Genomic DNA, 20,920 nt, shown 5'->3' with positions numbered 1-20,920 from the left:
TCAGGCCTCCTGCTGGGGTTTTGGGATCAGGGCGAAGGCACCGGCGATACGGTGCCGCCACGGGGTCGACAGCGGGCTTTCGATAGTGCCGCTGGTGTGGTGGGCGTGGATGAAATGCGTACCGGTGCACAGGCCGAGGTGGGCAGGCGTCTGCCCTGCCCGCAGCCGAAACAGCAGCACCGCCCCCGTGCGCGGCGCGGCGAGGCTAGGCAGGTGTTTTTGCAGGGCTATTTGCAGCGCATTATCGCCCAGCGCGCGAGGCCAATCGGGGCCATAGGCGGGGATGGGCCATGGCTCAGCCCCGTGTAGGTCGCGCCAGAGGCCGCGGATCAGCCCCAAGCAATCGGCCCCCGCCCCGCGGCAGCTGGCGCGCGGGACGAAGGGGGTGCCGAGCCAGCGGCGGGCAGCGGGGATCGGGTTTGTCATTGGAACAGGCTTTCACCGGATGCGCCGGATTTGGGGATGGCACGCAGCCAATCCTCGCCGGGGATGTGGGGGAAGCCGCGGTAGTTTGGCAGGTTGCCGAATTTAGCGCGGCAGGTGGCCATGCGTTTGTCGCACCCCGGCAGCAGGCGGATTTGGGCGTCCGGCTCGGGGGTGATGGCCAGCGGCGACCAGAGGGTGAGGATGCGGGTGTCGCCTGCGGCCTCGTCGGTTTTGATGGTGGCCGTCAGCCCTGCGGCGGCGCCCGAGAGGATTTGCACCTGCCCCCGTTCGAACCAGCGCGGGGCGGCGTCGATCGCGGGGAGGGTGAGGCGCGTTTCGGTGGCGCTGCGCAGGGTTGTATCGGCGGTGAAGCCGGGGGTTGAGAGGTCAAACCCGCAGGCCGCATCGCCCAGCACCGCCGCGCAGCCGCGTTGATAGCTGCGGCCGAGCGGCCGCGAGAGAGCCTCGGCCGCGCCGCGCAGTTCAGCACGCCATGCGCCGCCTTCCAGCGTGATTTCGCCCAAGGTGCCGTGGAAGATTTGCTGGCGGACGGCGGGGGCCTGCCAGTTGACCTGCCAGATTTTCACGTCGGCCCCGTCGAAATGGCCTGCGCGAATGTCGGCCTCGCGCATGGCGTCGGCGGTCAGGGTGCCGAAGCCTTCGGCGTTATCGACCGAGAGGCCGCTGCCCTGCGCCAGCGTGCTGGCCGTCATGCCGCTGGCGGCGCGGAAGGTGAGCCCCGCGAAGGTCAGGTCGGCGTCGTGGTCGGTGAAGCCCAGCGTGGTTCCATCGGCGCGGGTGATGGCCCACGCGGTGCAGCGGGTGGTGGACAGGTCAGTCATAGGCGCACCTCGATCAGCGGGACGGAGGGGATTTGGCCCGCGCGGAAGGACGAGACCGACATTTGGATCGCGTCGCTCTCAAATCGGACGGGCACGTCGAATTCGTAGCCTGCGGTGATTTCGGCCCCGATGGCGGGGGCGGCGGTGAAGGTGATGGTGCCGGTATCGGGGTTCAGGGTGTAGTCGTGCCCTGCGTCCAGCGGTTGGGCGGCCACCGCGACCGTGACGGTATGGGCCACGGGTTTGGTGATGGGCCGCGCGTATGCGAAATCGCCTGAGACATAGCGTTTGATCAGCGGCCACGTGGTTGTGGTGCCATCGCCGTAGCCAAGGGTTTGATCGGTCGGGCCGGTTGTTTCGGAGGGAAGGCAGGATTTGAAATCCGACCAGTCTTTCCAGCGGAAGGCGTGCAGTTGGCCGCCGCGCGCCTCGAAGAAGGCCATCAGGGCGGCGACGTCGTCGAGCGAGCGCAGCCCGACGCCCGCGTCATAGCGGCGGCGCGAGTGGGCCCAGGCGGTGTTGCGTTCCTCGTACCCATTCGCGAGCGTGACGATTTCGGTGCGGCGCACGGGGCCGCCCAGCGATTCAAAGCTGATGGCGGCGGGGAAGCGGATGTCGTGGAAGGCCATGGAGTGTCCTATCGGTTGCGTTGGCCGCGCGCGACGAGGCGCGAGATCTGCGCGCCGATCTGGCTTTGCGAGCGCTGGAACGCGGTTGCGTCGGGGGTTTGGATGTTCATCGTCAGGTTGACGCCTGCCCCGCCCTGTGTGGCGACGCCAAGGCGGCCGTCGGCACCGCGTGTCAGGGGCATGATGGCTTCGGGGCCAGCCTCGCCCATCAGGCCGGTGCCGCCGCGCATGGGGAAGGTTGTGGGCGCGGTGACGACGCCGCCTTTGGCGAACGGCATGACGCGCCCTTGAGTGAAAGCGCCACCGTTGGCGAAGGGGGTTGCGCCATGCAGGCCGTTGATCAGGTAATCGGTCAGGTGGTTGGTCACGGGTTTGACCGCTGCGCTGTAGACGGCGTTTTGGATGCTGGTGCTGATGGTGCCCAGCACCGAGCCCAGCCGGTCACCATCGAAGATCAGCCCGTCGAACGCCTTGCGCAGCCCGCTGGACAGGCCGCGTTCTAGGCCTGCGACCTCGCGGTTGGTGTTTGCCATGGTGCCGCGCATGTCGCGCAGGCCCGCGTTCAGGGCCTGGGTCATGCTGTGCAGTTGCTGCAGCTCGGCGGTGGTGGGTGTCAGGTCACTCATCGGGGGCCTCGTGTGGGGGGCGGGTGTCGGGATAGGCGCGGGCGAGTTCGGCCAGGCGGGCGCGCGCCATGGGTGCGGCTGCGCCCGCAAGGCCGAGCATCAGCATCAGTTCGATCGGGGTCAGCGCCCAGAATTCGGCCGGGCGCAGGTGCAGGCGCTGCAAGCCCAGCCGCAGAAGGCCCGGCCAGTCCATCACTGTGCCCCGTCGGATGTGGAAAACGCGCGCGCCAGCAGTTGGCCTGCGATACGCGCCGCGCCTAGCGGGCCGCCCGCGATGTCGGCGGCCAGCAAGGTTGCGGCGGTGCCCGTCCAGCCGCCGCCGCGCAGGCCTGCGACGACCAGCGCCATGACATCGGCGGATTTGACGGCCCCGCCTTCGAACCGCGCGACAAGGTCGGTCAGGGTGCCTGTGTTCAGCTCGGCTTCCAGCATGGCCAGCGCGCCCAGCGTCAGGCGGCCCACATGGGGCACGCCGTCGATGGGGATGATCACCTCGCCCGCGTGGGGGTTTGCGGGGTTCATACTTCGGCCTCGAAGCTGAGGGACCCTGCCGAGGCGAGCGAGACTTCGTAGGTGGCCTCGCCGTTGTAGCTGCCCGCGTATTCCAGCGCGGTGATCTGGAAGCGGCCGCTGATGGCACCGAAGTGCGGGATAATGATGCGGAAGGTCGGCACATCGCCCGCGAAGAACAGCGCGCGCATGCGTTCGTCGGTGTCAGCGTCGCGGAACACGCCCGAGCCCGAGACGGCAGCCGAGCGGACGCCCGCGCCAGCCAGCAGCTCGCGCCAGCCGCCTTGGCTTTCGAGGCTGGTGACATCGACCGTTTCGGCGTTGAAGCTGATGCGCGAGGCGCGCAGGCCGGCCACGGTTTCAAACAGGCCATCGCCCGTCATGTCGATTTTGATCAACAGATCCTTGCCGTTTTGTGCGGTCATTTCAGTCCCTTTCAAGGTTCGAGGCGGATGCGGAAGGTCAGGTCGATGCGGCGGTCGGCACCGGTGGTGGATTTGGCGGTGGCGGCTTGAAACAGCGGGGCGCTGGCGTGGCCTGCGGGCAATTCCAACGGCGCGGTCAGGGCGGTGATGATTTGCGCGGCGATGCCCTTGGCGGTGCCGAAGCCGCCGCCGGTGGCGATGACGCTGATTTTGACCTGATGCAGGGTGATCGGCCCATCGGGGGTGGCGAGGCTTTCGACGTCCTCGGGGCCGATGGCGATGTAAAGGGGGGGCACGGTGCCGCTGGGCAGCGCGTCGTGCACGGGCAGCGACAGGCCGTCGGTGGTGGTCAGGCGGGTGAAAAGGGCCTGTTGCAGCGCAAGGCTGAGGGTATAGCTCATCGGACCAGTTCCTCTTCGGCGATGCAGGTCAGGCGGCGCTGGGGGCTGTCTTGCACCGCCAAGATCAGGTAGCTGCGCGCCCCTTCGCGGAAGCGGTGGCCTGCGACCGGGCGGCGCGGGTCGCCTATGGAGGCGGCGCGCAGGGTGATGCGCACGGGCACGCGGGCCAAGGCGGCACCGAAGGCGGCAGCCTCGCGCCCTGTTGCGGGGGTGATCGCGGCCCACAAGGTGCCCAGCGTCTGCCACCCTTCGGTGTAGCCGCCTGCCCCGTCGCTGTCGCGCTCGGGGCGTTGCAGGATGAGGGCGCGGTTCAGGCGCAAGCGGGTCATTGTGCGCCCCCAAAGCCAAGGCGCACCGTACGGTAGCGCTCGGTCAGGGCCGAGACGCCGAAGGGCATGCACGCGCCGTCGAGGTCGGGGTCTTCGCGGTATTCGTAGTAATGCGCGGCCAGCATCAGCACGGCTTGTTGGATGTCGGCGGGCAAGGTTTCCCAATCGGCGGCCATGCCTGCGATATAGCGCACGCTCAGCTGCTGGTCCGTCTGCCAGCCGCGCAGTGTGACGCGCGGGCGCAGGCCCTGCTGCACCTGCCAATCGACGGGTGCGCCATTGGCGGTGACCGCGATGACCTCGCGCAGCGGCAGGGCCGACAGCGCGGCAGGCGGGGCCAGATCCTCGCGGAAGGTGCGGGCGATCAGGATTTTGCCGATGCGCCCTTCGACTGCGGCCAGGGCCGCGCGCAGGAAGGCACGCAGCAGGCCCTCTTGCATGTTATCGGTGTCAAAACCCGTACCCAGGCGCAGAAAGTCGCCCAGCGCCGCTACCGGCAGGGCGGCATCTGCCACCGTCGTTTCCTCAACCAGCATCATCGCGGCGCTGCCCTTTTGTCAAAATCTGGGAAAGTGGCGGGGGACACGCCCCGCCGGATCGCATCGCGCCTTAGGACGCGGCGAATTTCAGCAGCTTGATCGCGGCGAAATCGGTGACCGCGCCGCCGACGCGTTTGGTCGCGTAGAACAACACGTGCGGCTTGGCCGAGAACGGGTCGCGCAAGACGCGCAGGTCGGCGCGTTCGGCGATGGTGTAGCCGGACTGGAAGTTACCAAAGGCGACCGCATAGGCATTGGCGGCGATGTCGGGCATGTCTTCGGCGATCAGGACGGGGTAGCCCATCAGGCGCGCGGGTTCACCCGCTGCAAGGCCGTCCGACCACAGGAAGCGGCCGTCCGCATCCTTCAGTTTGCGCAGCACGCCGGTGGTTTTCGAATTCATCACGAAGCTGGCGCCCGCGCGGTATTCGGCGCCCAAGGCATAGACCAGATCGACGATGGAATCCGCAGGCAGCGTATCGGTCGCGCCGGTTGCAATGTAGCCGAGGTTGCCCCATGCCCACGCGGTGTTCGCGACTTTGGTGCCGGTCAGGAAGCCCTTGGGCTTGTCGACGCCATCGCCGTTGATGAAGGCGGCGGCTTCGGCCCGCGCGAATTTCTGCGCGATGCGGTTGGCCAGCCAGTCTTCCAGATCGAATGCGCTATCATCCAGCAAGCGCTGCGAGACCTTGGGCAACGCGGCCAATTCGTGCAGCGGGATCGAGACGCGCTCGATGACGGGGGTGCCGGATTCAGCGACCGTGCCAGTTTCAGACGCCCAGCCCGCGCCCGGTTCGGTGCGGTCGACCAGCACGTCGTAGCTGGCGGCATCGACATTCACCACGCTGGAGATGGCGCGGATGGAGGCGGTAGCGCCCAGCACATTCTGGATGGTCAGCGCCGTTTCGGGTGAGACGAGGTAGCCGCCATCCGCCGCGACGGCGGTGTTCATCGCCTTGCCTTCCAGTTCCAGATTGCGCAGGCCATCGTCGTCGCCCGAGCGCAGGTAGGCGTCGAACGCCTTTTGGTGCGGGGCGTCCAGATCGGCGGCGCGGGACAGCACGGGACGGTGGGCGGCGGCTTTGCGGTCAAGACGGGTCATGCGGGTTTCCTGTTGTTCAAGTCGTTGTTTCACTTCGGCTGCAAAGCCACTGAATTCACCAAGGAAGTTTTCCATTTCACTGGTGATCTGCGATAATTGGACCGGATCCATCCGGGGCTCCTCTCAGTTGAAATTGGCAAGGGTGGCGCGGGCTTGGCGCAGGGCGGACAGCAGACTGTCGTCGGCCTTTTGCGTCACGCGGGCCTGCTGCAGCATGGGGAATGTGACCAACGAGACTTCCCACAGGGCGACCTCGTGCAGCAGGCGGCTGCCGTCCGCCGCCTTGGTGGCGCGCAGCGTGCGGTAGCCAATCGACAGCCCGTCGATGGCACCGGCGGCCAGCAGCGCGGCAACCTCGCGCGCTTTGGCCACGTCGGGCAGCAGGCGGCCTGAAACGTGCAGGCCGGTGGCATCCTCAGACACGTCGTCCCAGACGCCGATGGGCGTGTTCGGGTCGTGCTGCCACAGCATACGCACCTTGTTACCTTGGGTCTTCAGCGCCGCCAGCGAGGCGGCGAAAGCCCCCGGCTGCAGCACATCGCCGCCCTGATCGCGCACGCCGAACAGCGAGGCGTAGCCCGACACCTTCAACCCGTCACCGGTGTTGTGCGGTGTCAGCGCGGCATATTTGAATTCAAGATCCACCTTTTCCCCCTTTTATGGCGCGACTTGCAGGAACGATTGGAACGCCTGCGCCAAAATCGCGCCCAGAACGCCGTAGACGGTCAGCCACAGCCGCTTTTCCAGCCGCTCGATCAGGGCTTCCAAGCGTTCCAGCTGTTGCTGAAGTTGTTGAAATTGCAGCGCGACTAGCCGCTCTTGCGCCTCGATCCGTAGGCCGGGGGCGCATAGGAACGGGCGCTCAGGCGGTGCCATCGCTGCCATCCAGCGCAGGCAGGCCCAACAGAACGCGCTTTTCGGCATCCGATAGGAACGACGCCCCGCCAACACGCGCCCACAGGGCGTCGCGCTCGACCGAAAGGGCCGCGATCTGGTCGGGGTCGGGGCGCAGGTCCAGCCAGTCGCCGGTGAAATCCTCGAGCCAATTGGCCAGCGCACCGGTGACACGCGCGGCCAGCGGCAGTACGGTCAGGCGGTAGAAGGCACGGTTTGCCTCTTGGTAATTGGCGTAGGTGGCGTCGCCCGGAATACCCAGCAGCATGGGCGGCACGCCAAAGGCGATGGCAATTTCGCGGGCGGCGGCCTCTTTCGTTTGCAGAAATTCCATGTCGGAGGGCGAAAAACCCATCGGTTTCCAGTCGAGGCCGCCTTCCAGCAACATGGGTCGGCCCGCGTTGCGCGCGCCCTGATGCTGGCTTTCCATTTCAGCCACCAGCCGGTCGAACTGGTCGGGCGACAGCGTGGCATTGCCGTCGGCCCCGCGATAGACGATCGCGCCCGAGGGCCGCGCAGCGTTTTCCAGCAAGCCCCGCGACCAGCGCGAGGCGGAATTGTGCACCTCGATCGCGGCAGCGGCGGGCGACAGGGGCGACAGGCCGTAGTGGTCATCGTGCGGGTGAAAGCTGCGGATGTGGCAGATGGGCGATGCGCCCTCGCCCACGGCAAAGCGGTGCTTGCGCCCGCCCACGGCATAGTCGTAGGCGACCGGCCAGCCATCAGTGCCAGGCACCACCGACATGCGGTCGGATCGCAGCACGTGCAGCTCAACCGGCAGGCCCTCGGGGGCGACAGCCTCGAAATAAGCGTTTCCGGTCAGCAGGATCTGGGCATAGGCAGCCTCGAGCAACTCGAGCTGGCCCTGCGCGCTGTTGGGGCGGGCCAGCAGATCCAGCACGGGGTGCGTGTCGTAGCGGCGGGTCTGATCTTGCAAGATCAAGGGCAGCGCGGCGGCGGCCTCGGCGATCAGGCGGACGGCGCGAAAGCCAATGGGGTTCGCCCCAAAGCCCGCCCGCACCAGACCAGACCCTTCGCGCGGGGCAAAGGCCGTGCGGCCCGCCGCCCCGAACGCAATCACCCTGCCCGCGGCCGAGGCTTTCACCTCGGGCACCGACACCGGCTGTTTCTTTTCGCCAAACCCGAACATCTGCTTCCCCGCTGCTGTCTTTGCGAACGAGGCCGTTTTCCCAACAAATGATTAACGCGCGGCAGCAGCACCGCGCGTTGCCTGTTGCATCAGAACAGGGAGCGGATTTTGGGCTGCGCCACCGGTCCCAAAATTAGCTCGTGCGCGGCCCAGACCAGCGCGTCGACGCGGTCGGGTGATCCGCGCCCCTTGAAGCCCTGCAGCGTCATCAGCGCCATTTGCGCTTCCAGCAGATCAAGGCCCGCGACGTGGCTGGCGCGGCCCTGTTCGTACAGCGCCGAGACAGGTTCGGCGCGGGCCGCCTTGCCCGTGGTGGCCCGCACAGCGCGATACGGGATGTTCGGGTCAACCTGCCGCAGCACGCTTTCCACCAGCGCGCCGCCTTGGTTTACCTCGGCGACCAGCCGGTCGGCGCCGTGGCGGTGAAAGGCGGCTATTGCGGCTTTGGCCCATGTGTTCGGCGACGCGCCTTGAACGGTTGCGTCCTCGATGACCCAAAAGTGCGGCGGCCCGTCGGCGCGGCGCTGCACGCCCGCAACGATAATCCCGCAGGCGTCCGACCCCGCGTGGCCGGTCACTGGCGGGTCAACTGCTACTACGATCCGGTCCAGCGCAGGGGCGATTTGCGTGCGGGCCAGCTGGATCAACCGGTCTGGCCAAAGCGAGCCTTCGGCTTCCTCGACCAGCAGGCCCTCGATCTCTTGCCGGCCCAGATGCGTGCCGGCGTAGCGCTCCTCGACGGCCTCGACGAAACCGGGGGCGAGGTTGGCGCGGTTCGCGCGTGTGGGGGCGTGGGTCATCACGGTGCTATCCTGTGCCAGCAACCCGCGCAGGAACGCCCCACCGCGCGGTGTGGTCGTCACGCAGGCGCGCGGGCTGTCGCCCAGCCGCAGGCCCATCATCAGCATGTCCCATGCCTCTTGCGCCAGCCGCCATTTGGCGACCTCGTCCGCCCAGATCGCGTCGAATTGCGGGCCTCGCAGGGCCTCGGGGTCGTGGGCGGAAAAGATGGTTGCCTCGGCGCCGTTCGGCCAGCGCAACACGCCGCGCCCCGCCAGCCACGACGGGCGCCGGTCGGGGGGGCAGCAGGCCATGATGCCGCTGTCGCCAAAGACCATCACCTCGCGCGCCTGATCGATGGTTTGCGCCACCAGCGCCACGCGCCGCGCGCGGCCGGGGGACGCGGGGCGCGCCCCCTCGACCATGGCGCGCACCCATTCGGCCCCTGCCCGCGTCTTGCCCGCGCCGCGCCCGCCCATAACCACCCATGTGCGCCAGTCGCCCGCAGGCGGCAGTTGGTGCGGCAGCGCCCAAAAGTCGAACAACCACGGCAGCGCGGCGACCTCGGCCTCGGATAAGGCTGCGACGAAATCAGCCCGCGTCGCAGCAGGGGCCGAGGCGAGCCAACCGGCAGCTGATTTCATCACGGATTGCGTCGTAATCGAGGGTTTCGCCATCTTGGCCTCCGGTGAATTTTGCGGTCCAGTCGTTGAACTTCTGCTCGGTCTCAAAGGCGCGGCGCAGGGCGCTTTCCAACTCGCTGTGCTTGGGGGCGATTTCGCGCAATGGCCCCGGGTTTCCGGCGCTGAGCTCGGCCAGCATGTCGGCCAGCGACGTGCGCACGGACCGCACCAGCACCATCGCGTCGCGCAGATCGCGTTGCAGGCGTGCGGCCTCGTCATCGCCTGTTTGGGTTAAAACCTGCGACATGTGTTCCTCCTCGGGTTCAGTTGGGCGGGCAGAACGCAAAAAGGCCCGCAGGGGCCTTCGCCCCACGAGCCTTTCGACAGTTCTGCCAGTGTGCCAAACCTAGCCGTTGCACCGTGCGGTGGCAACGAAATGCGCCGCAAGCGGGGTTCGCGTGCGGCGCATTAAGAGCAAATTATCAATGATTTACAGATCAGTTCCCCAGCGCGCGCCACCGCGCCACGTTGCGGTTGTGATCATCCAGCGTGACGGCAAAGGCATGCCCGCCCGACCCGTCCGCCACGAAGAAGATGTAGGGCGTATCGTCGGGGTTCAGCGCGGCTTCGATGCTGGCGCGCCCGGGGTTGGCGATCGGCGTCGGCGGCAGGCCGGTGATGACGTAAGTGTTCCACGGTGTCGGCCCGTCCAGTTCGCTGCGGCGCAGGCCGCGCCCCAGATTGCCGCGCCCGTCGGTCACGCCGTAGATCACGGTCGGGTCGGTTTGCAGGCGCATCCCCTGCCGCAGGCGGTTCACGAAAACGCTGGCGACTTGGCGGCGTTCTTCGGGGACGCCGGTTTCTTTCTCGATGATCGAGGCGAGGATCAGCGCCTGTTCCGGTGTCGAGACGGGAAGGTTGTCGTCGCGCGCGGCCCAAGCGGCATCGAGGATGCTTTGCTGGCGGTCCTGCATCTGCTGAACCAAAGCCTGCGTATCGGTACCACGGCGGAATTCGTAGGAATCGGGGGCCAGCATGCCTTCGGGCGGCATGGCGGCATCGCCGTTCAGCGTGTCGATGGCGTTCAGGCTGGTGATGACTTGCCAGACGGTCGTACCCTCGACCACTTGGACGGCCAGCTGCACGTCCGACTCGGCCAGCGCGGTCGCGTATTCGGGCGGTGCCTCGCCCTCGGCGGTGGGGTCGAAACGTGCGACTTCGCCATAGCGGCCGGTGTCGGGGTCAAGCTGACGGATGCGCGCACTGAAATCGTTGACGCCGACGACATAGACGACCTGTGCGCCGCAGGTGGATGCGCCGCCGCGGGTGATGGTGTCGGTGATGCTTTCCATCGTCGCGCCCGGCTCGATCAGGAACGCGCCTTGTTTCAGTTGGGTGCGCTTTTGCCGGTAGTCGGCCATGATCAAGAACACCTCGCGCGAGGAAATCGCGCCTTGTGCCCGCAGATCATCCGCCGTGCGCCCGAACGTGCCACCGGCGGGGACACGCAGGCAGATCGCTTGGGACAGTGGGCCCGGCGCCGAATATTCCCGAACGCCCCATGTGATGACACCAGCCACCAGAAACAGCGCAACGACCAGAAAGGTCAGGAAATTCGACGCCAGATGCTTCCACATTACTTATATTTTCCCACGATCAGGCTAGCGTTCGTGCCCCCGAACCCGAACGAGTTCGACAGCGCCACGTCGATTTTACGCGCGACCTTTTTGTTCGGCGCCAGATCGATCTTGGTCTCGACGGCAGGGTTGTCGAGGTTGATCGTCGGCGGCGCCACTTGGTCGCGGATCGCGAGGATCGAGAACACCGCCTCGATCGCGCCAGCCGCGCCCAGCAGGTGGCCGGTGGCCGATTTGGTCGAGGACATCGTCACGTTCGCCGCGGCATCGCCCAGCAGACGCTCGACCGCGCCCAGTTCGATGGTGTCGGCCATGGTCGATGTGCCGTGCGCGTTCACATAGTCGATGTCGGCAGCCGTGACGCCTGCATCGCGCATGGCCATGGCCATCGCGCGCGCGCCGCCTTCGCCGTCTTCGGACGGGGCGGTGATGTGGTAGGCATCGCCCGACAGGCCGTAACCCAGCACTTCGGCATAGATTTTCGCGCCGCGCGCAAGGGCGTGTTCCAGCTCCTCCAGCACGACGACGCCTGCGCCCTCGCCCATCACGAAACCGTCGCGGTCGGCGTCATAGGGGCGCGATGCCGCCTTGGGATTATCGCCCGCTTTGGTCGACAGCGCCTTGCACGCGTTGAAGCCTGCAATGCCGATTTCGCAGATCGAGGCCTCGGCCCCGCCCGCGATCATCACATCGGCATCGCCGTATTTGATCAGGCGGGCCGCATCGCCGATGGCATGCGCGCCGGTGGCGCAAGCGGTGACAACGGCGTGGTTCGGGCCTTTAAATCCGTGTTTGATCGCGACCTGACCCGAGATCAGGTTGATCAGCGCGCCCGGAATAAAGAAGGGCGACACGCGGCGCGGGCCTTTTTCTTTGATCAGGACGGCGGTTTCAGCAATCGACTTCAACCCGCCGATACCAGAACCGATCATCACGCCGGTGCGGAAACGGTCTTCCTCGGTCTGGGGCACCCAGCCCGAATCCTCGACAGCCTGTTGGGCGGCGGCAACACCGAAGATGATGAAATCATCGACCTTGCGCTGGTCTTTCGGCTCCATATAGCGGTCGGCATTAAAGGTGCCGTCGGTGCCGTCGCCCAGCGGAACCTCGCAGGCATAGGTGGTGGCCAGATGGCTGGCGTCAAACTGCTTGATGGTTCCGGCCCCGGATTGGCCATCCAGCAAACGCGACCACGTTTCTTCGACCCCATCGGCAAGCGGGGTGACAAGGCCAAGACCGGTTACGACGACACGACGCATATTCTACCCTTCCTCGGAAGATTTGGCGCCCCTGATACTGCACGATGGCGCCAAGGCCAACACCCTAGTGCCGTGATACCGGCGGGTTTTCACGATATGGGGGCGCCATTTAGCACGAAAACTCCCCCATCTGTGGCAGCGCGCGCCCTCCTCGGTGCGGTTTCCATGGGATGCAGCGTTCTGGATGGGGGACTGAAAGTCAAGCGCGCGGCCCGCGCCACCGGCGGGGAACCGCAAACGAAAACGGCGCCACCCGTAAACGGGAGGCGCCGCAAAATCCGGAATGATCCGTGATTATTGAGCTTCGGAGATGAATTTCACCGCATCGCCAAACGTTTGGATCGTTTCAGCGGCGTCATCGGGAATCTCGATGCCGAATTCTTCTTCGAAAGCCATCACCAGTTCAACGGTGTCAAGGCTGTCGGCGCCCAGATCGTCGATGAACGAAGCAGCTTCCACTACTTTGTCTTCTTCCACACCCAAGTGCTCTACAACGATCTTGCGCACGCGCTCTGCGACATCGCTCATCTATATGTCCTCATGTCTTTATGGGCTTGTGCCCGCTTTGACGATACCCCCGGAACAGGGGCGGTTCAACTGCCCGGCACCGGGCCCTTCTTTCCGGAACCGCTGCTAACGCAAACAGCCCAGAACACGGCTGGCTCATAGCAGGAATTTATCCGAAGGCAAACGCTTTCACAATTCCGCAATGGGCCAGCACATCGCAAAAAGCCAAATTCGGCCTTAAATCATCGCCATTCCGCCGTTCACGTGCAGCGTGGTGCCTGTGACATAGGCGGCCTCGTTACTGGCCAAATACAGCACCGCGGCGGCGATTTCATCGGGGTTGCCCATGCGGCCAGCAGGAACTTGCCCCAAGATGGCGGTTTGTTGCCCCTCGTTCAAGGCGTCGGTCATCGCGGTGGCGATAAAACCGGGCGCGATGCAGTTGACGGTGATGCCACGGCTTGCGACTTCCAGCGCGATCGCCTTGGACATGCCGACCATACCGGCCTTGGACGCGGCGTAGTTGGCCTGCCCAGGGTTCCCCGTCGCACCCACGATGGACGAGATATTGACGATGCGGCCCCAGCGCGCCTTCATCATCCCGCGGATCACTCCGCGGCTGAGGCGCATGGTCGAGGTCAGGTTGACAGCGATCACGTCGTCCCATTCGGAATCCGACATGCGCATGAACAGGTTATCGCGCGTGATGCCGGCGTTGTTCACCAGAATATCGACGCTGCCCATGGCGGCGGCGGCGGCTTTGGGCAGGGCTTCGACAGCTTCCATGTCGGACAGGTTGCACGGGACGACGAAGGCCCGCTCGCCCAGCTCCTCGGCCAGCGCCTGCAGGGGCGCCTCGCGCGTGCCGGACAGGGCAACGGTTGCGCCCGCGCCGTGCAGCGTGCGCGCGATTGCAGCCCCGATGCCGCCCGATGCGCCGGTGATCAGCGCGGTCTTTCCGGTTAGGTCAAACATGTCTCTCTCCTCAGGACAGCGTTGCGGCAGCGGCGGCCGCTTCTTCAGGGGTGCCGATGGTGCGGCACTCGATAGTTTTTTCAATGCGGCGGATCATGCCGGACAGCGCCTTGCCTGCGCCGATTTCCCAGGCCTCGGTGACGCCCTGCGCGGCCATCCACTGTACGGATTCGCGCCACCGGACCGAGCCCGTCACCTGCTGCACCAGCAGATCGCGAATCGTCGCCGGGTCGCTGACGGCTTCGGCCATCACGTTTGCCACCACCGGCACGACGGGGGTGTTGATCGTCACGGCAGCCAGCGCGTCGCGCATTACATCGGCGGCGGGTTGCATCAGGGCCGAGTGGAACGGCGCCGAGACGGGCAGCATCAGCGCGCGCTTGGCGCCTTTTTCTTTAGCCAGCTCGCAGGCGCGCTCGACCGCGGCTTTGTGGCCCGAGACCACAACCTGCGACGGGTCGTTATCATTGGCCGCTTGCACGACTTCGCCCTGCCCCGCCTCGGCGGCGATGGCGGCGACGGTGGCAAAGTCCAGCCCCAGAATGGCCGCCATGGCGCCTACGCCCACGGGCACGGCGGCCTGCATCGCGTCGCCGCGCGTGCGCAGAAGGCGCGCGGTGTCGGCCAGCCCCAGCGCACCAGCAGCACAAAGCGCCGAATATTCACCCAAGCTGTGCCCTGCGACAAAACCGGCGGCCTGCAATGTGACGCCTTCGGCCTCTAGCGCGCGCAGCGCCGCGATCGAGGTTGCCATCAGCGCAGGCTGCGCGTTGCGCGTCAGGGTCAGCGTGTCGATGTCGCCGTCCCAGATCAGACCCGACAGGTTTTCACCCAGCGCCGCGTCGACTTCTTCGAACACGGCCCGCGCGGCGGGATAGGCGTCGGCCAAGGCCTTGCCCATGCCTATGGCTTGCGACCCCTGCCCGGGAAATACGAATGCGCGCATGGCTCTCTCCTCGTTATGTTTGGGTCTACCTAGTCAAAGCGGCGGGATTTCTCAACTACTGCCTTGCAAACGCAAAGTGGCGTGCCAATATAAGCTATGTGGGACGACCCGCATTTTAATGATCCCGCCAGGACGACCCGGTTTAGCGAGAGTATTTGAAATGCCTTGGGTTTATCTGATCTTGGCCGGCGGGTTCGAAATCATCTGGGCCTACACGATGAAGCTGTCGGATGGCTTCACCAAGCCGCTTTATACCAGCATCACCCTTGTCACGATGGTTTGCAGCTTTGCGCTGCTGTCGATCGCCATGAAGACGCTGCCGTTAGGTACCGCCTACATGATCTGGACGGGCATCGGCGCGTTGGGTGCTTTCGTCATCGGCGTGACCTTTCTGGGCGAGGCGCTTACGCCATTGCGCGTTGTTGCTGCCCTGCTGCTGCTGTCGGGCCTGATTCTGATGAAGCTGGCGACCAAATAACAGCCTGTGCCCCTTGCCTAACGGGGCGCAAACTGTATAAGGCACCATCTTTCCGCCATAGATATGAACGGCGCAGTCTCTCGTGGGGTTGGTGCGGAAAGTAAGCCGCCCCGTTGAAATGCGCATGACACATGGAGAAAACATGCCCCTGTATGAGCATGTATTGATCGCGCGTCAGGATCTGTCCAACGCGCAGGCCGAAGGCCTCATCGAACACTTCTCGGCCGTTCTGGCTGACAACGGCGGCGCCGTGGTCATGTCGGAATACTGGGGCGTCAAGACGATGGCCTACAAGATCAACAAGAACCGCAAAGGCCACTACGCCTTCCTGCGCACCAACGCCCCCGCGGCTGCCGTGCTGGAAATGGAACGTCTGGCCCGCCTGCATGACGACGTCATGCGCGTTCTGACCATCAAGGTCGACGCCCACGAGGAAGGCCCCTCGGTTCAGATGCAAAAGCGTGACGAGCGTGACCGCGGCGAGCGTGGCGACCGTCCCGAGCGCGGCGAACGCCGCGAGCGTCGTTGATCTCAGGTCATAAGGAATAACGCACATGGCAACCAAGCCTTTCTTCCGCCGCCGCAAGTCCGACCCGTTCGAGGGTGAAGGCGCACCGGTTATCGATTACAAAGACACCCGTCTTCTGCAGCGCTACATTTCCGAGCGCGGCAAGATCGTTCCCGCCCGCATCACCGCCGTTTCGGCGAAAAACCAGCGCAAGCTGGCCCAAGCCATCAAGCGCGCGCGCTTCCTGGCGCTGCTGCCCTACGCAGTGAAATAAGGAGCATTCCCGATGGAAGTCATCCTGCTGGAACGCGTTGCCAAGCTTGGCCAGATGGGCCAAGTGGTAAAGGTCAAGGACGGTTACGGCCGTAACTACCTGCTGCCGCAAGGCAAGGCACTGCGCGCGACCGAGGCGAACATCGCCAAGTTCGAATCGCAAAAAGCTCAACTCGAGGCGCGTAACCTCGAGACCCGCAAAGAAGCCGAAGCCGTTGGCGAAACGCTGGCCGGCCAAAGCTTTGTCGTCATCCGTTCGGCTTCGGACGGTGGCGTTCTTTACGGTTCGGTCGCTGGCCGCGACATCGCGGAAGCTGCAACTGCTGCCGGCTTCACCGTTGACCGTCACCAAGTTGCCCTGATCGCACCGATCAAGGACTTGGGCGTTCACGATGTGACCGTGCGTCTGCACCCCGAAGTTGAAGTCACCGTTTCGGTGAACGTCGCACGTTCGGCTGAAGAAGCTGAACTGCAAGCCTCGGGCAAGTCGATCCGCGAATTGGCTGCTGAAGCCGAAGCTGCGGCCGAATTCGAGATCGCCGAGCTGTTCGACGACCTCGGCGGCGCTGTGGACGAAGACGAAGAATAAGATCGCCGCTTGCGGCACAAAAAGGCCGGGCCCCTCGCGGGGCCCGGCTTTTTTAAATCTCTTAAAGCTGGATGCAGCCTTATTGGGCCGGCAGCGAAGCGCCCAGTTGCTTGACCAGATCGCTGATCTGACCACAGAAAGCCTCTTCGGTGGTGCCCTGCGCGGTCGCAGCATCGGCGATGCTCACCTCGGTGCCCATGGCCGAAACCTTGCCTTCCAGGCCTTGTTGGTAGGCAGCCTCGGCAACGTCGGGGGTTTCCGACGGGGGCAGCGCAGCCATCAGGCGGTTTTGAATATCAACCACATCCTGTTCGACAAAGCCCTTGCCTTGGCAGTATTCCAGAATGCCAAGCTGGTTCTTCGACGCGGCGATCATGTCATCTTGCGTCGGCATGGCGGGGGCTTGGGCGAAAGCTGCGGTGGCGCCCATGCAGGCAACGGCAGCAACAACAGCAGTACGAATGTTGAACACTGTTTCTACTCCTCTAGTGAACACGGAAAAGGTAGTTCAACTTCCTGTGCGCCGCCAAATTGTTAATAAAAGCAGCATAAAAGCGGCGCCTTTCGGCCAAAGTCTGTGCAGTTGATGGGAAAAATTCCGCCGGCTGAATTTTTACCGCAAGGTAAAGTTGCGATCCGGCGCATCCTGTCATCAGATTGTGACACCCGGCGCCAAGCTAGGACACATCCCACCACTTCGGAGGCTTCGATGCCCATTCATCTTTCCCGTCGCCATTTTCTGGCCGCGTCAGGCGCCGCTATGGCGACTTTGCACCCCTATTCGCTGCGGGCGGCCAGTAATCAGGCCCACTTGCGCATCATGGAGACGACCGACCTGCATGTCCACGTCTTCCCCTATGACTATTACGCCGACCGCCCCGTCGACACGCTGGGCCTGTCGCGCACGGCCAGCCTGATCGAAGGGATTCGTTCCGAGGCAACCAACAGCATCCTGTTCGACAATGGCGATTTGCTGCAGGGCAACCCGATGGGCGACTACATCGCCTATGAACGCGGGATGGAGCCCGGCCAGACCCACCCCGTCATCAACGCTATGAACACGTTGGACTATGCCTGCGGAACGCTGGGCAACCATGAATTCAACTACGGCCTGCCCTTCTTGGCCAATGCGCTGGAAGGCGCGGCCTTCCCGCTGGTCTGCGCGAACGTCGCCGTCAAGCTGGGCGCAACCCCGCTGCAAGACGAGACCCTGATCGCCCCCTACGTGATACTCGATCGCGAGATTACGTTGGGTGATGGGTCGGTGAAGCCGATCAAGCTGGGTGTCATCGGCTTTGTCCCGCCGCAGATCGCCGCATGGGACCGTGCGCATCTGGAAGGCAAAGTCGTCGTGCGCGAAATTGTCGAAGCCGCCGCGGCCTATGTGCCGCAAATGAAGGCCGAAGGTGCGGATGTCATCATCGCCCTGTGCCATTCGGGCATTGGCGAGGCCGAGGCCGTCGCAGACCAAGAAAACGCTGCAATCCCGCTGGCAGCCACGCCGGGCATTGATGTGGTGTTGATGGGCCACGCCCACCGCGTTTTCCCCGGCACCGATTACGAGGGGACCGAGGGCGTTGATACCGTCGCAGGGACTGTCAGCGGCAAGCCCGCCGTGATGCCGGGGTTCTGGGGCAGCCATATGGGGCTGGTCGATCTGATGCTGGAACACGACGGCACCGCATGGAAAATCGCCGGTGCCAGCGTCGAGGCCCGCCCGATCTGGATCCGCGATGCCGACAATAAGGTTGTTCCGACCGTCGGCGACGTCGCCGTCGTCCAGGCCGCAGCGCAAACTGAACACGACGCCACGCTCGCCTATGTGCGCCGCGCCGTCGGGCAGACCAGCGCACCGCTTTACAGCTACTTCGCCTTGGTCGCGGATGACCCCTCGGTGCAGATCGTATCACAGGCGCAGCTTTGGTATGTCGCGCAACTGCTGCAGGGTACCGAGTACGAGTCGCTGCCGCTTTTGTCCGCCGCCGCGCCCTTCAAGGCCGGCGGGCGCAGCGGGCCGGACTATTATACCGACGTGCCCGCAGGCGATATCGCGATCAAGAACGTCGCCGACCTCTACCTCTACCCGAACACGGTGCAGGCCGTTCTGGTGGATGGGACACAGTTGAAAAACTGGCTGGAACGTTCGGCAGGCATGTTCAACCAGATCGAAGCAGGTGCGCAGGACGCGCCGCTGCTGAACCCCACCTTCCCCAGCTACAACTTCGACGTGATCGACGGGGTAACCTATCAGATCGACCTGACACAGCCCGCGATGTTCGAAACCGACGGGACAGTTGCAAACCCCGATGCCAACCGCATCATCAACCTGCAATATAACGGCGCCCCCGTGACGGCTGACCAAAAGTTCGTCATCGCGACCAACAACTACCGCGCGGGCGGCGGCGGCAGCTTCCCCGGTGCCGATGGCAGCACGCGGGTGTTGATTGCGCCCGATACCAACCGCGATGCGCTGGTGCGCTATATTGTCGAGGAAGGCACCATCAACCCGACCGCTGACGGGAATTGGAGCTTCGCCCCCCTGCCCGATACGACCGTGACATTCGAGACCGGCCCCAAAGCCGTCGACTATGTCGATCAGGTGCAGACGATTGCCATAGAACATGTCGGCGACGGTGAAAACGGCTTCGCGCTGTTCCGCATCGCACTGTAAAAGACGCGGCTTAAAAGACGCGCTGTAACAAAAAGGGCCACCCTCCCGGGTGGCCCAATTTAATTCAAGCGTTGGGGTCGATTATTCGACGTCCAGTGCCTCGACAGCGGCTTGCAGCTCGTCCTTGGTCGCGTCTTTTTCGTCAACCTTGACTTGGCTGAAGATGAAGTCGACGACTTTGTCTTCGAAGATCGGTGCTTGGATCTGCTGACGGGCAGCAGCGTTCTGTTGCACGAATTCAAAGAACTGACGCTCTTGACCGCGGTATTGACGGGCTTGGTTCAGGATCGCTTGGGTCAGCTCGGAATCAGTGACCTTGATCTCGTTCTTCTGCCCCAGCTCGGCCAGCAGCAGGCCCAGCTTCACGCGGCGCACAGCCAGCTTGCGGTGCTCGTCGGTGGTCTCGATGGCGCCGTGGCTGTGGTTGTGATCGTCGGGGTGCTCTTCGTGGTACAGCTGGTGCGCGATTTGGCCAGCTTCAGCTTCGACCAGCGACTCGGGCAGCTCGAACGAGACCAGCGTGTCCAGCTTGTCCAGCAGGGCGCGCTTGGCAACTGCACGGGCGGCACCAGCGAACTCACCTTCCAGCGAAGTCGCGATTTGCGTCTTCAGACCGGCCAGATCTTCGGCACCGAATTGCTTGGCCAGCTCGTCGTTCAGCTCGGCGGCTTTCGGCTCTTTCACGGCTTTGACGGTGCAGGTGAAAACAGCGGCTTTGCCAGCCAGATGGGCCGCGCCGTAGTTTTCGGGGAAGGTCACTTCGACGTCTTTGACGTCGTCAACCTTCACGCCGACCAGACCTTCTTCGAAGCCGGGGATGAACGAGTTCGAGCCCAGAACCAGCGGGTAGTCTTCAGCCGAACCGCCTTCAAAAGCTTCGCCATCGACCTTGCCGACGAAGTCGATCACGACTTGGTCGCCGTCTTTGGCCTTCGACCCCTTGCGGCGGTCTTCGAATTGCTTCGACGTCTCGGCCAGGTTGGTCAGCGCTTCTTCGATCGACGCCTCGTCGGCTTTGACGGTCAGACGGGTGATTTCAACGCCCGACAGGTCGACTTCCGGCACTTGCGGCAGCTTTTCATAGGTCATCGACACTTCGACGTCTTGACCTTCTTCCCAATTTTCATTGGTCATTTTCACTTCGGGTTGCATCGCGGGGCGGTCGCCCGAGGCTTCCAGATGGCTGTTGATCGCGCCATCGACGGCCTCTTGCATGGCTTCGCCCAGCAGGCGCGGGCCGAACTGCTTTTTCAGCAGCGCGAAGGGCACCTTACCCTTACGGAAGCCCTTCATCTCGATCTCGGGGGCGGCTTCTTCCAGCTTCTCGCGGACCTTCGCGTCCAGTTCTGCAGCGGTCACCGTGATGGCGTAGCCGCGCTTCAGTCCTTCGTTGAGGGTCTCGGTGACCTGCATTTTTCCGTCCTTCAGCTTTCGATCCATAGCCGGCCAGTGCCAGAGAGCCCGGCTGGCCATATTCCCTGCGGCGGATAAAGAATTTCACCGCTCAAGGCAAGCAGACAATCGTGTTTGTGCGCCCGCTTGCCCCCCGTTAAGAACTTGTTAGGCAGTAAATGCCACAATCACCGCAAGCTTGATCGGCTCCCGCCGGTGCAGGCCGTATCAGAATGACACCAGCACCAGAAAGATCCGCGCGCCGTCGATGACCTGTTTGCCCGTTTCGCGGAAATTCACGGTGATTTTGCCGCCAATGTTCGATTGCACTTGGCCATCGCCCCATTCAGGGTGGTCGGGGTGGCGCACGATCATTCCGGGTGCCAGCATTGCGTTCAAATCGGCCATA

At 64.4% G+C, this 20,920-nt stretch carries 29 protein-coding genes; 5 read left to right on the top strand and 24 right to left on the bottom strand.

The window, feature by feature from the left end:
• From BVG79_RS04625 to fabD, 21 genes are all read right to left on the bottom strand, one after another.
• Complete coding sequence (locus BVG79_RS04625; RefSeq protein WP_085785854.1) at nucleotides 1–426, bottom strand: C40 family peptidase; 426 nt, start codon at nucleotides 424–426, stop codon at nucleotides 1–3.
• On the bottom strand, nucleotides 423–1,268 hold the full coding sequence (locus tag BVG79_RS04620) for a DUF2163 domain-containing protein (RefSeq protein ID WP_085785853.1): 846 nt from the start codon (nucleotides 1,266–1,268) through the stop codon (nucleotides 423–425). Before BVG79_RS04620 ends, BVG79_RS04625 begins: the two co-directional genes overlap by 4 nt.
• On the bottom strand, nucleotides 1,265–1,897 hold the full coding sequence (locus tag BVG79_RS04615; RefSeq protein ID WP_085785852.1) for a DUF2460 domain-containing protein: 633 nt from the start codon (nucleotides 1,895–1,897) through the stop codon (nucleotides 1,265–1,267). Before BVG79_RS04615 ends, BVG79_RS04620 begins: the two co-directional genes overlap by 4 nt.
• 8 nt (nucleotides 1,898–1,905) lie before the next feature.
• Nucleotides 1,906–2,523, bottom strand: coding sequence for a phage tail tape measure protein (locus BVG79_RS04610; protein WP_085785851.1), 618 nt, complete (start codon nucleotides 2,521–2,523; stop codon nucleotides 1,906–1,908).
• Nucleotides 2,516–2,716 (bottom strand): rcc01693 family protein, encoded by a 201-nt coding sequence (locus BVG79_RS04605; protein WP_085785850.1) that lies wholly within the window; start codon nucleotides 2,714–2,716, stop codon nucleotides 2,516–2,518. Before BVG79_RS04605 ends, BVG79_RS04610 begins: the two co-directional genes overlap by 8 nt.
• A complete protein-coding gene (locus BVG79_RS04600) occupies nucleotides 2,716–3,045 on the bottom strand; it encodes a gene transfer agent family protein (protein WP_085785849.1) in 330 nt (109 codons plus the stop codon). The genes BVG79_RS04605 and BVG79_RS04600 overlap by 1 nt, the downstream gene beginning before the upstream one ends.
• Nucleotides 3,042–3,458, bottom strand: coding sequence for a phage major tail protein, TP901-1 family (locus BVG79_RS04595; protein ID WP_085785848.1), 417 nt, complete (start codon nucleotides 3,456–3,458; stop codon nucleotides 3,042–3,044). The genes BVG79_RS04600 and BVG79_RS04595 overlap by 4 nt, the downstream gene beginning before the upstream one ends.
• Before the next feature lie 11 nt (nucleotides 3,459–3,469).
• Nucleotides 3,470–3,859, bottom strand: coding sequence for a DUF3168 domain-containing protein (locus BVG79_RS04590; protein ID WP_085785847.1), 390 nt, complete (start codon nucleotides 3,857–3,859; stop codon nucleotides 3,470–3,472).
• Nucleotides 3,856–4,188, bottom strand: coding sequence for a head-tail adaptor protein (locus BVG79_RS04585; protein ID WP_085785846.1), 333 nt, complete (start codon nucleotides 4,186–4,188; stop codon nucleotides 3,856–3,858). Before BVG79_RS04585 ends, BVG79_RS04590 begins: the two co-directional genes overlap by 4 nt.
• On the bottom strand, nucleotides 4,185–4,727 hold the full coding sequence (locus tag BVG79_RS04580; protein ID WP_085785845.1) for a head-tail connector protein: 543 nt from the start codon (nucleotides 4,725–4,727) through the stop codon (nucleotides 4,185–4,187). Before BVG79_RS04580 ends, BVG79_RS04585 begins: the two co-directional genes overlap by 4 nt.
• Nucleotides 4,728–4,797: 70 nt before the next feature.
• Nucleotides 4,798–5,940 carry a phage major capsid protein gene (locus BVG79_RS04575; RefSeq protein ID WP_085785844.1) on the bottom strand — a complete coding sequence of 381 codons (1,143 nt, stop codon included), beginning with the start codon at nucleotides 5,938–5,940 and terminating at the stop codon, nucleotides 4,798–4,800.
• Nucleotides 5,941–5,952: 12 nt separating this feature from the next.
• Nucleotides 5,953–6,474, bottom strand: coding sequence for an HK97 family phage prohead protease (locus BVG79_RS04570; protein ID WP_085785843.1), 522 nt, complete (start codon nucleotides 6,472–6,474; stop codon nucleotides 5,953–5,955).
• A 12-nt stretch (nucleotides 6,475–6,486) separates the two neighbouring features.
• Nucleotides 6,487–6,705 (bottom strand): GTA head formation protein, RCAP_rcc01685 family, encoded by a 219-nt coding sequence (locus BVG79_RS04565; RefSeq protein WP_085787250.1) that lies wholly within the window; start codon nucleotides 6,703–6,705, stop codon nucleotides 6,487–6,489.
• Nucleotides 6,692–7,873 (bottom strand): phage portal protein, encoded by a 1,182-nt coding sequence (locus tag BVG79_RS04560; RefSeq protein WP_085785842.1) that lies wholly within the window; start codon nucleotides 7,871–7,873, stop codon nucleotides 6,692–6,694. Before BVG79_RS04560 ends, BVG79_RS04565 begins: the two co-directional genes overlap by 14 nt.
• A gap of 89 nt (nucleotides 7,874–7,962) precedes the next feature.
• Complete coding sequence (locus tag BVG79_RS04555; protein ID WP_085785841.1) at nucleotides 7,963–9,297, bottom strand: DNA-packaging protein; 1,335 nt, start codon at nucleotides 9,295–9,297, stop codon at nucleotides 7,963–7,965.
• Nucleotides 9,245–9,583, bottom strand: coding sequence for a hypothetical protein (locus tag BVG79_RS04550; RefSeq protein WP_085785840.1), 339 nt, complete (start codon nucleotides 9,581–9,583; stop codon nucleotides 9,245–9,247). The genes BVG79_RS04555 and BVG79_RS04550 overlap by 53 nt, the downstream gene beginning before the upstream one ends.
• 190 nt (nucleotides 9,584–9,773) lie before the next feature.
• A complete protein-coding gene (gene mltG, locus BVG79_RS04545) occupies nucleotides 9,774–10,913 on the bottom strand; it encodes an endolytic transglycosylase MltG (RefSeq protein ID WP_085785839.1) in 1,140 nt (379 codons plus the stop codon).
• The gene (gene fabF, locus BVG79_RS04540) at nucleotides 10,913–12,172 is read right to left on the bottom strand and encodes a beta-ketoacyl-ACP synthase II (protein WP_085785838.1); all 1,260 of its coding nucleotides are present in this window, start codon (nucleotides 12,170–12,172) and stop codon (nucleotides 10,913–10,915) included. Before fabF ends, mltG begins: the two co-directional genes overlap by 1 nt.
• 294 nt (nucleotides 12,173–12,466) lie before the next feature.
• Nucleotides 12,467–12,700: an acyl carrier protein gene (locus BVG79_RS04535; RefSeq protein ID WP_013383938.1), complete on the bottom strand. Its 234-nt coding sequence runs from the start codon at nucleotides 12,698–12,700 to the stop codon at nucleotides 12,467–12,469.
• A 216-nt stretch (nucleotides 12,701–12,916) separates the two neighbouring features.
• Nucleotides 12,917–13,654, bottom strand: coding sequence for a 3-oxoacyl-[acyl-carrier-protein] reductase (fabG, locus tag BVG79_RS04530; protein ID WP_085785837.1), 738 nt, complete (start codon nucleotides 13,652–13,654; stop codon nucleotides 12,917–12,919).
• 10 nt (nucleotides 13,655–13,664) lie between these two features.
• Nucleotides 13,665–14,600, bottom strand: coding sequence for an ACP S-malonyltransferase (gene fabD / locus BVG79_RS04525; RefSeq protein WP_085785836.1), 936 nt, complete (start codon nucleotides 14,598–14,600; stop codon nucleotides 13,665–13,667).
• 160 nt (nucleotides 14,601–14,760) lie between these two features.
• On the opposite strand from fabD, the gene BVG79_RS04520 reads away from it, so the two are divergent.
• From BVG79_RS04520 to rplI, 4 genes are all read left to right on the top strand, one after another.
• Complete coding sequence (locus tag BVG79_RS04520; RefSeq protein WP_085785835.1) at nucleotides 14,761–15,078, top strand: DMT family transporter; 318 nt, start codon at nucleotides 14,761–14,763, stop codon at nucleotides 15,076–15,078.
• A gap of 142 nt (nucleotides 15,079–15,220) precedes the next feature.
• Nucleotides 15,221–15,607, top strand: a complete 387-nt coding sequence (gene rpsF / locus BVG79_RS04515; protein WP_085785834.1) for a 30S ribosomal protein S6 — start codon at nucleotides 15,221–15,223, stop codon at nucleotides 15,605–15,607.
• A gap of 25 nt (nucleotides 15,608–15,632) precedes the next feature.
• Nucleotides 15,633–15,860, top strand: coding sequence for a 30S ribosomal protein S18 (gene rpsR / locus BVG79_RS04510; RefSeq protein WP_014537607.1), 228 nt, complete (start codon nucleotides 15,633–15,635; stop codon nucleotides 15,858–15,860).
• A gap of 12 nt (nucleotides 15,861–15,872) precedes the next feature.
• On the top strand, nucleotides 15,873–16,448 hold the full coding sequence (rplI, locus tag BVG79_RS04505; RefSeq protein WP_085785833.1) for a 50S ribosomal protein L9: 576 nt from the start codon (nucleotides 15,873–15,875) through the stop codon (nucleotides 16,446–16,448).
• A gap of 79 nt (nucleotides 16,449–16,527) precedes the next feature.
• Here the strand turns inward: rplI and BVG79_RS04500 are convergent, their stop codons facing one another.
• On the bottom strand, nucleotides 16,528–16,920 hold the full coding sequence (locus tag BVG79_RS04500; RefSeq protein ID WP_236951420.1) for a pore-forming ESAT-6 family protein: 393 nt from the start codon (nucleotides 16,918–16,920) through the stop codon (nucleotides 16,528–16,530).
• Between the two features lie 237 nt (nucleotides 16,921–17,157).
• Between BVG79_RS04500 and BVG79_RS04495 the strand changes: the two genes are divergently transcribed.
• Nucleotides 17,158–19,119 carry a bifunctional 2',3'-cyclic-nucleotide 2'-phosphodiesterase/3'-nucleotidase gene (locus tag BVG79_RS04495; RefSeq protein ID WP_085785831.1) on the top strand — a complete coding sequence of 654 codons (1,962 nt, stop codon included), beginning with the start codon at nucleotides 17,158–17,160 and terminating at the stop codon, nucleotides 19,117–19,119.
• An 81-nt stretch (nucleotides 19,120–19,200) separates the two neighbouring features.
• Here the strand turns inward: BVG79_RS04495 and tig are convergent, their stop codons facing one another.
• Both tig and BVG79_RS04485 read right to left on the bottom strand, forming a co-directional pair.
• Complete coding sequence (tig, locus tag BVG79_RS04490; RefSeq protein ID WP_085787249.1) at nucleotides 19,201–20,532, bottom strand: trigger factor; 1,332 nt, start codon at nucleotides 20,530–20,532, stop codon at nucleotides 19,201–19,203.
• 207 nt (nucleotides 20,533–20,739) lie between these two features.
• Nucleotides 20,740–20,919 carry a DUF3553 domain-containing protein gene (locus BVG79_RS04485; RefSeq protein ID WP_085785830.1) on the bottom strand — a complete coding sequence of 60 codons (180 nt, stop codon included), beginning with the start codon at nucleotides 20,917–20,919 and terminating at the stop codon, nucleotides 20,740–20,742.
• Nucleotide 20,920 lies beyond the last annotated feature (1 nt).

It is taken from the genome of Ketogulonicigenium robustum, assembly GCF_002117445.1.
Lineage (GTDB): Bacteria > Pseudomonadota > Alphaproteobacteria > Rhodobacterales > Rhodobacteraceae > Ketogulonicigenium > Ketogulonicigenium robustum.
The sequence above is the reverse complement of the archived record's forward strand: the minus strand, read 5'-3'. Positions and strand labels throughout refer to the sequence as shown.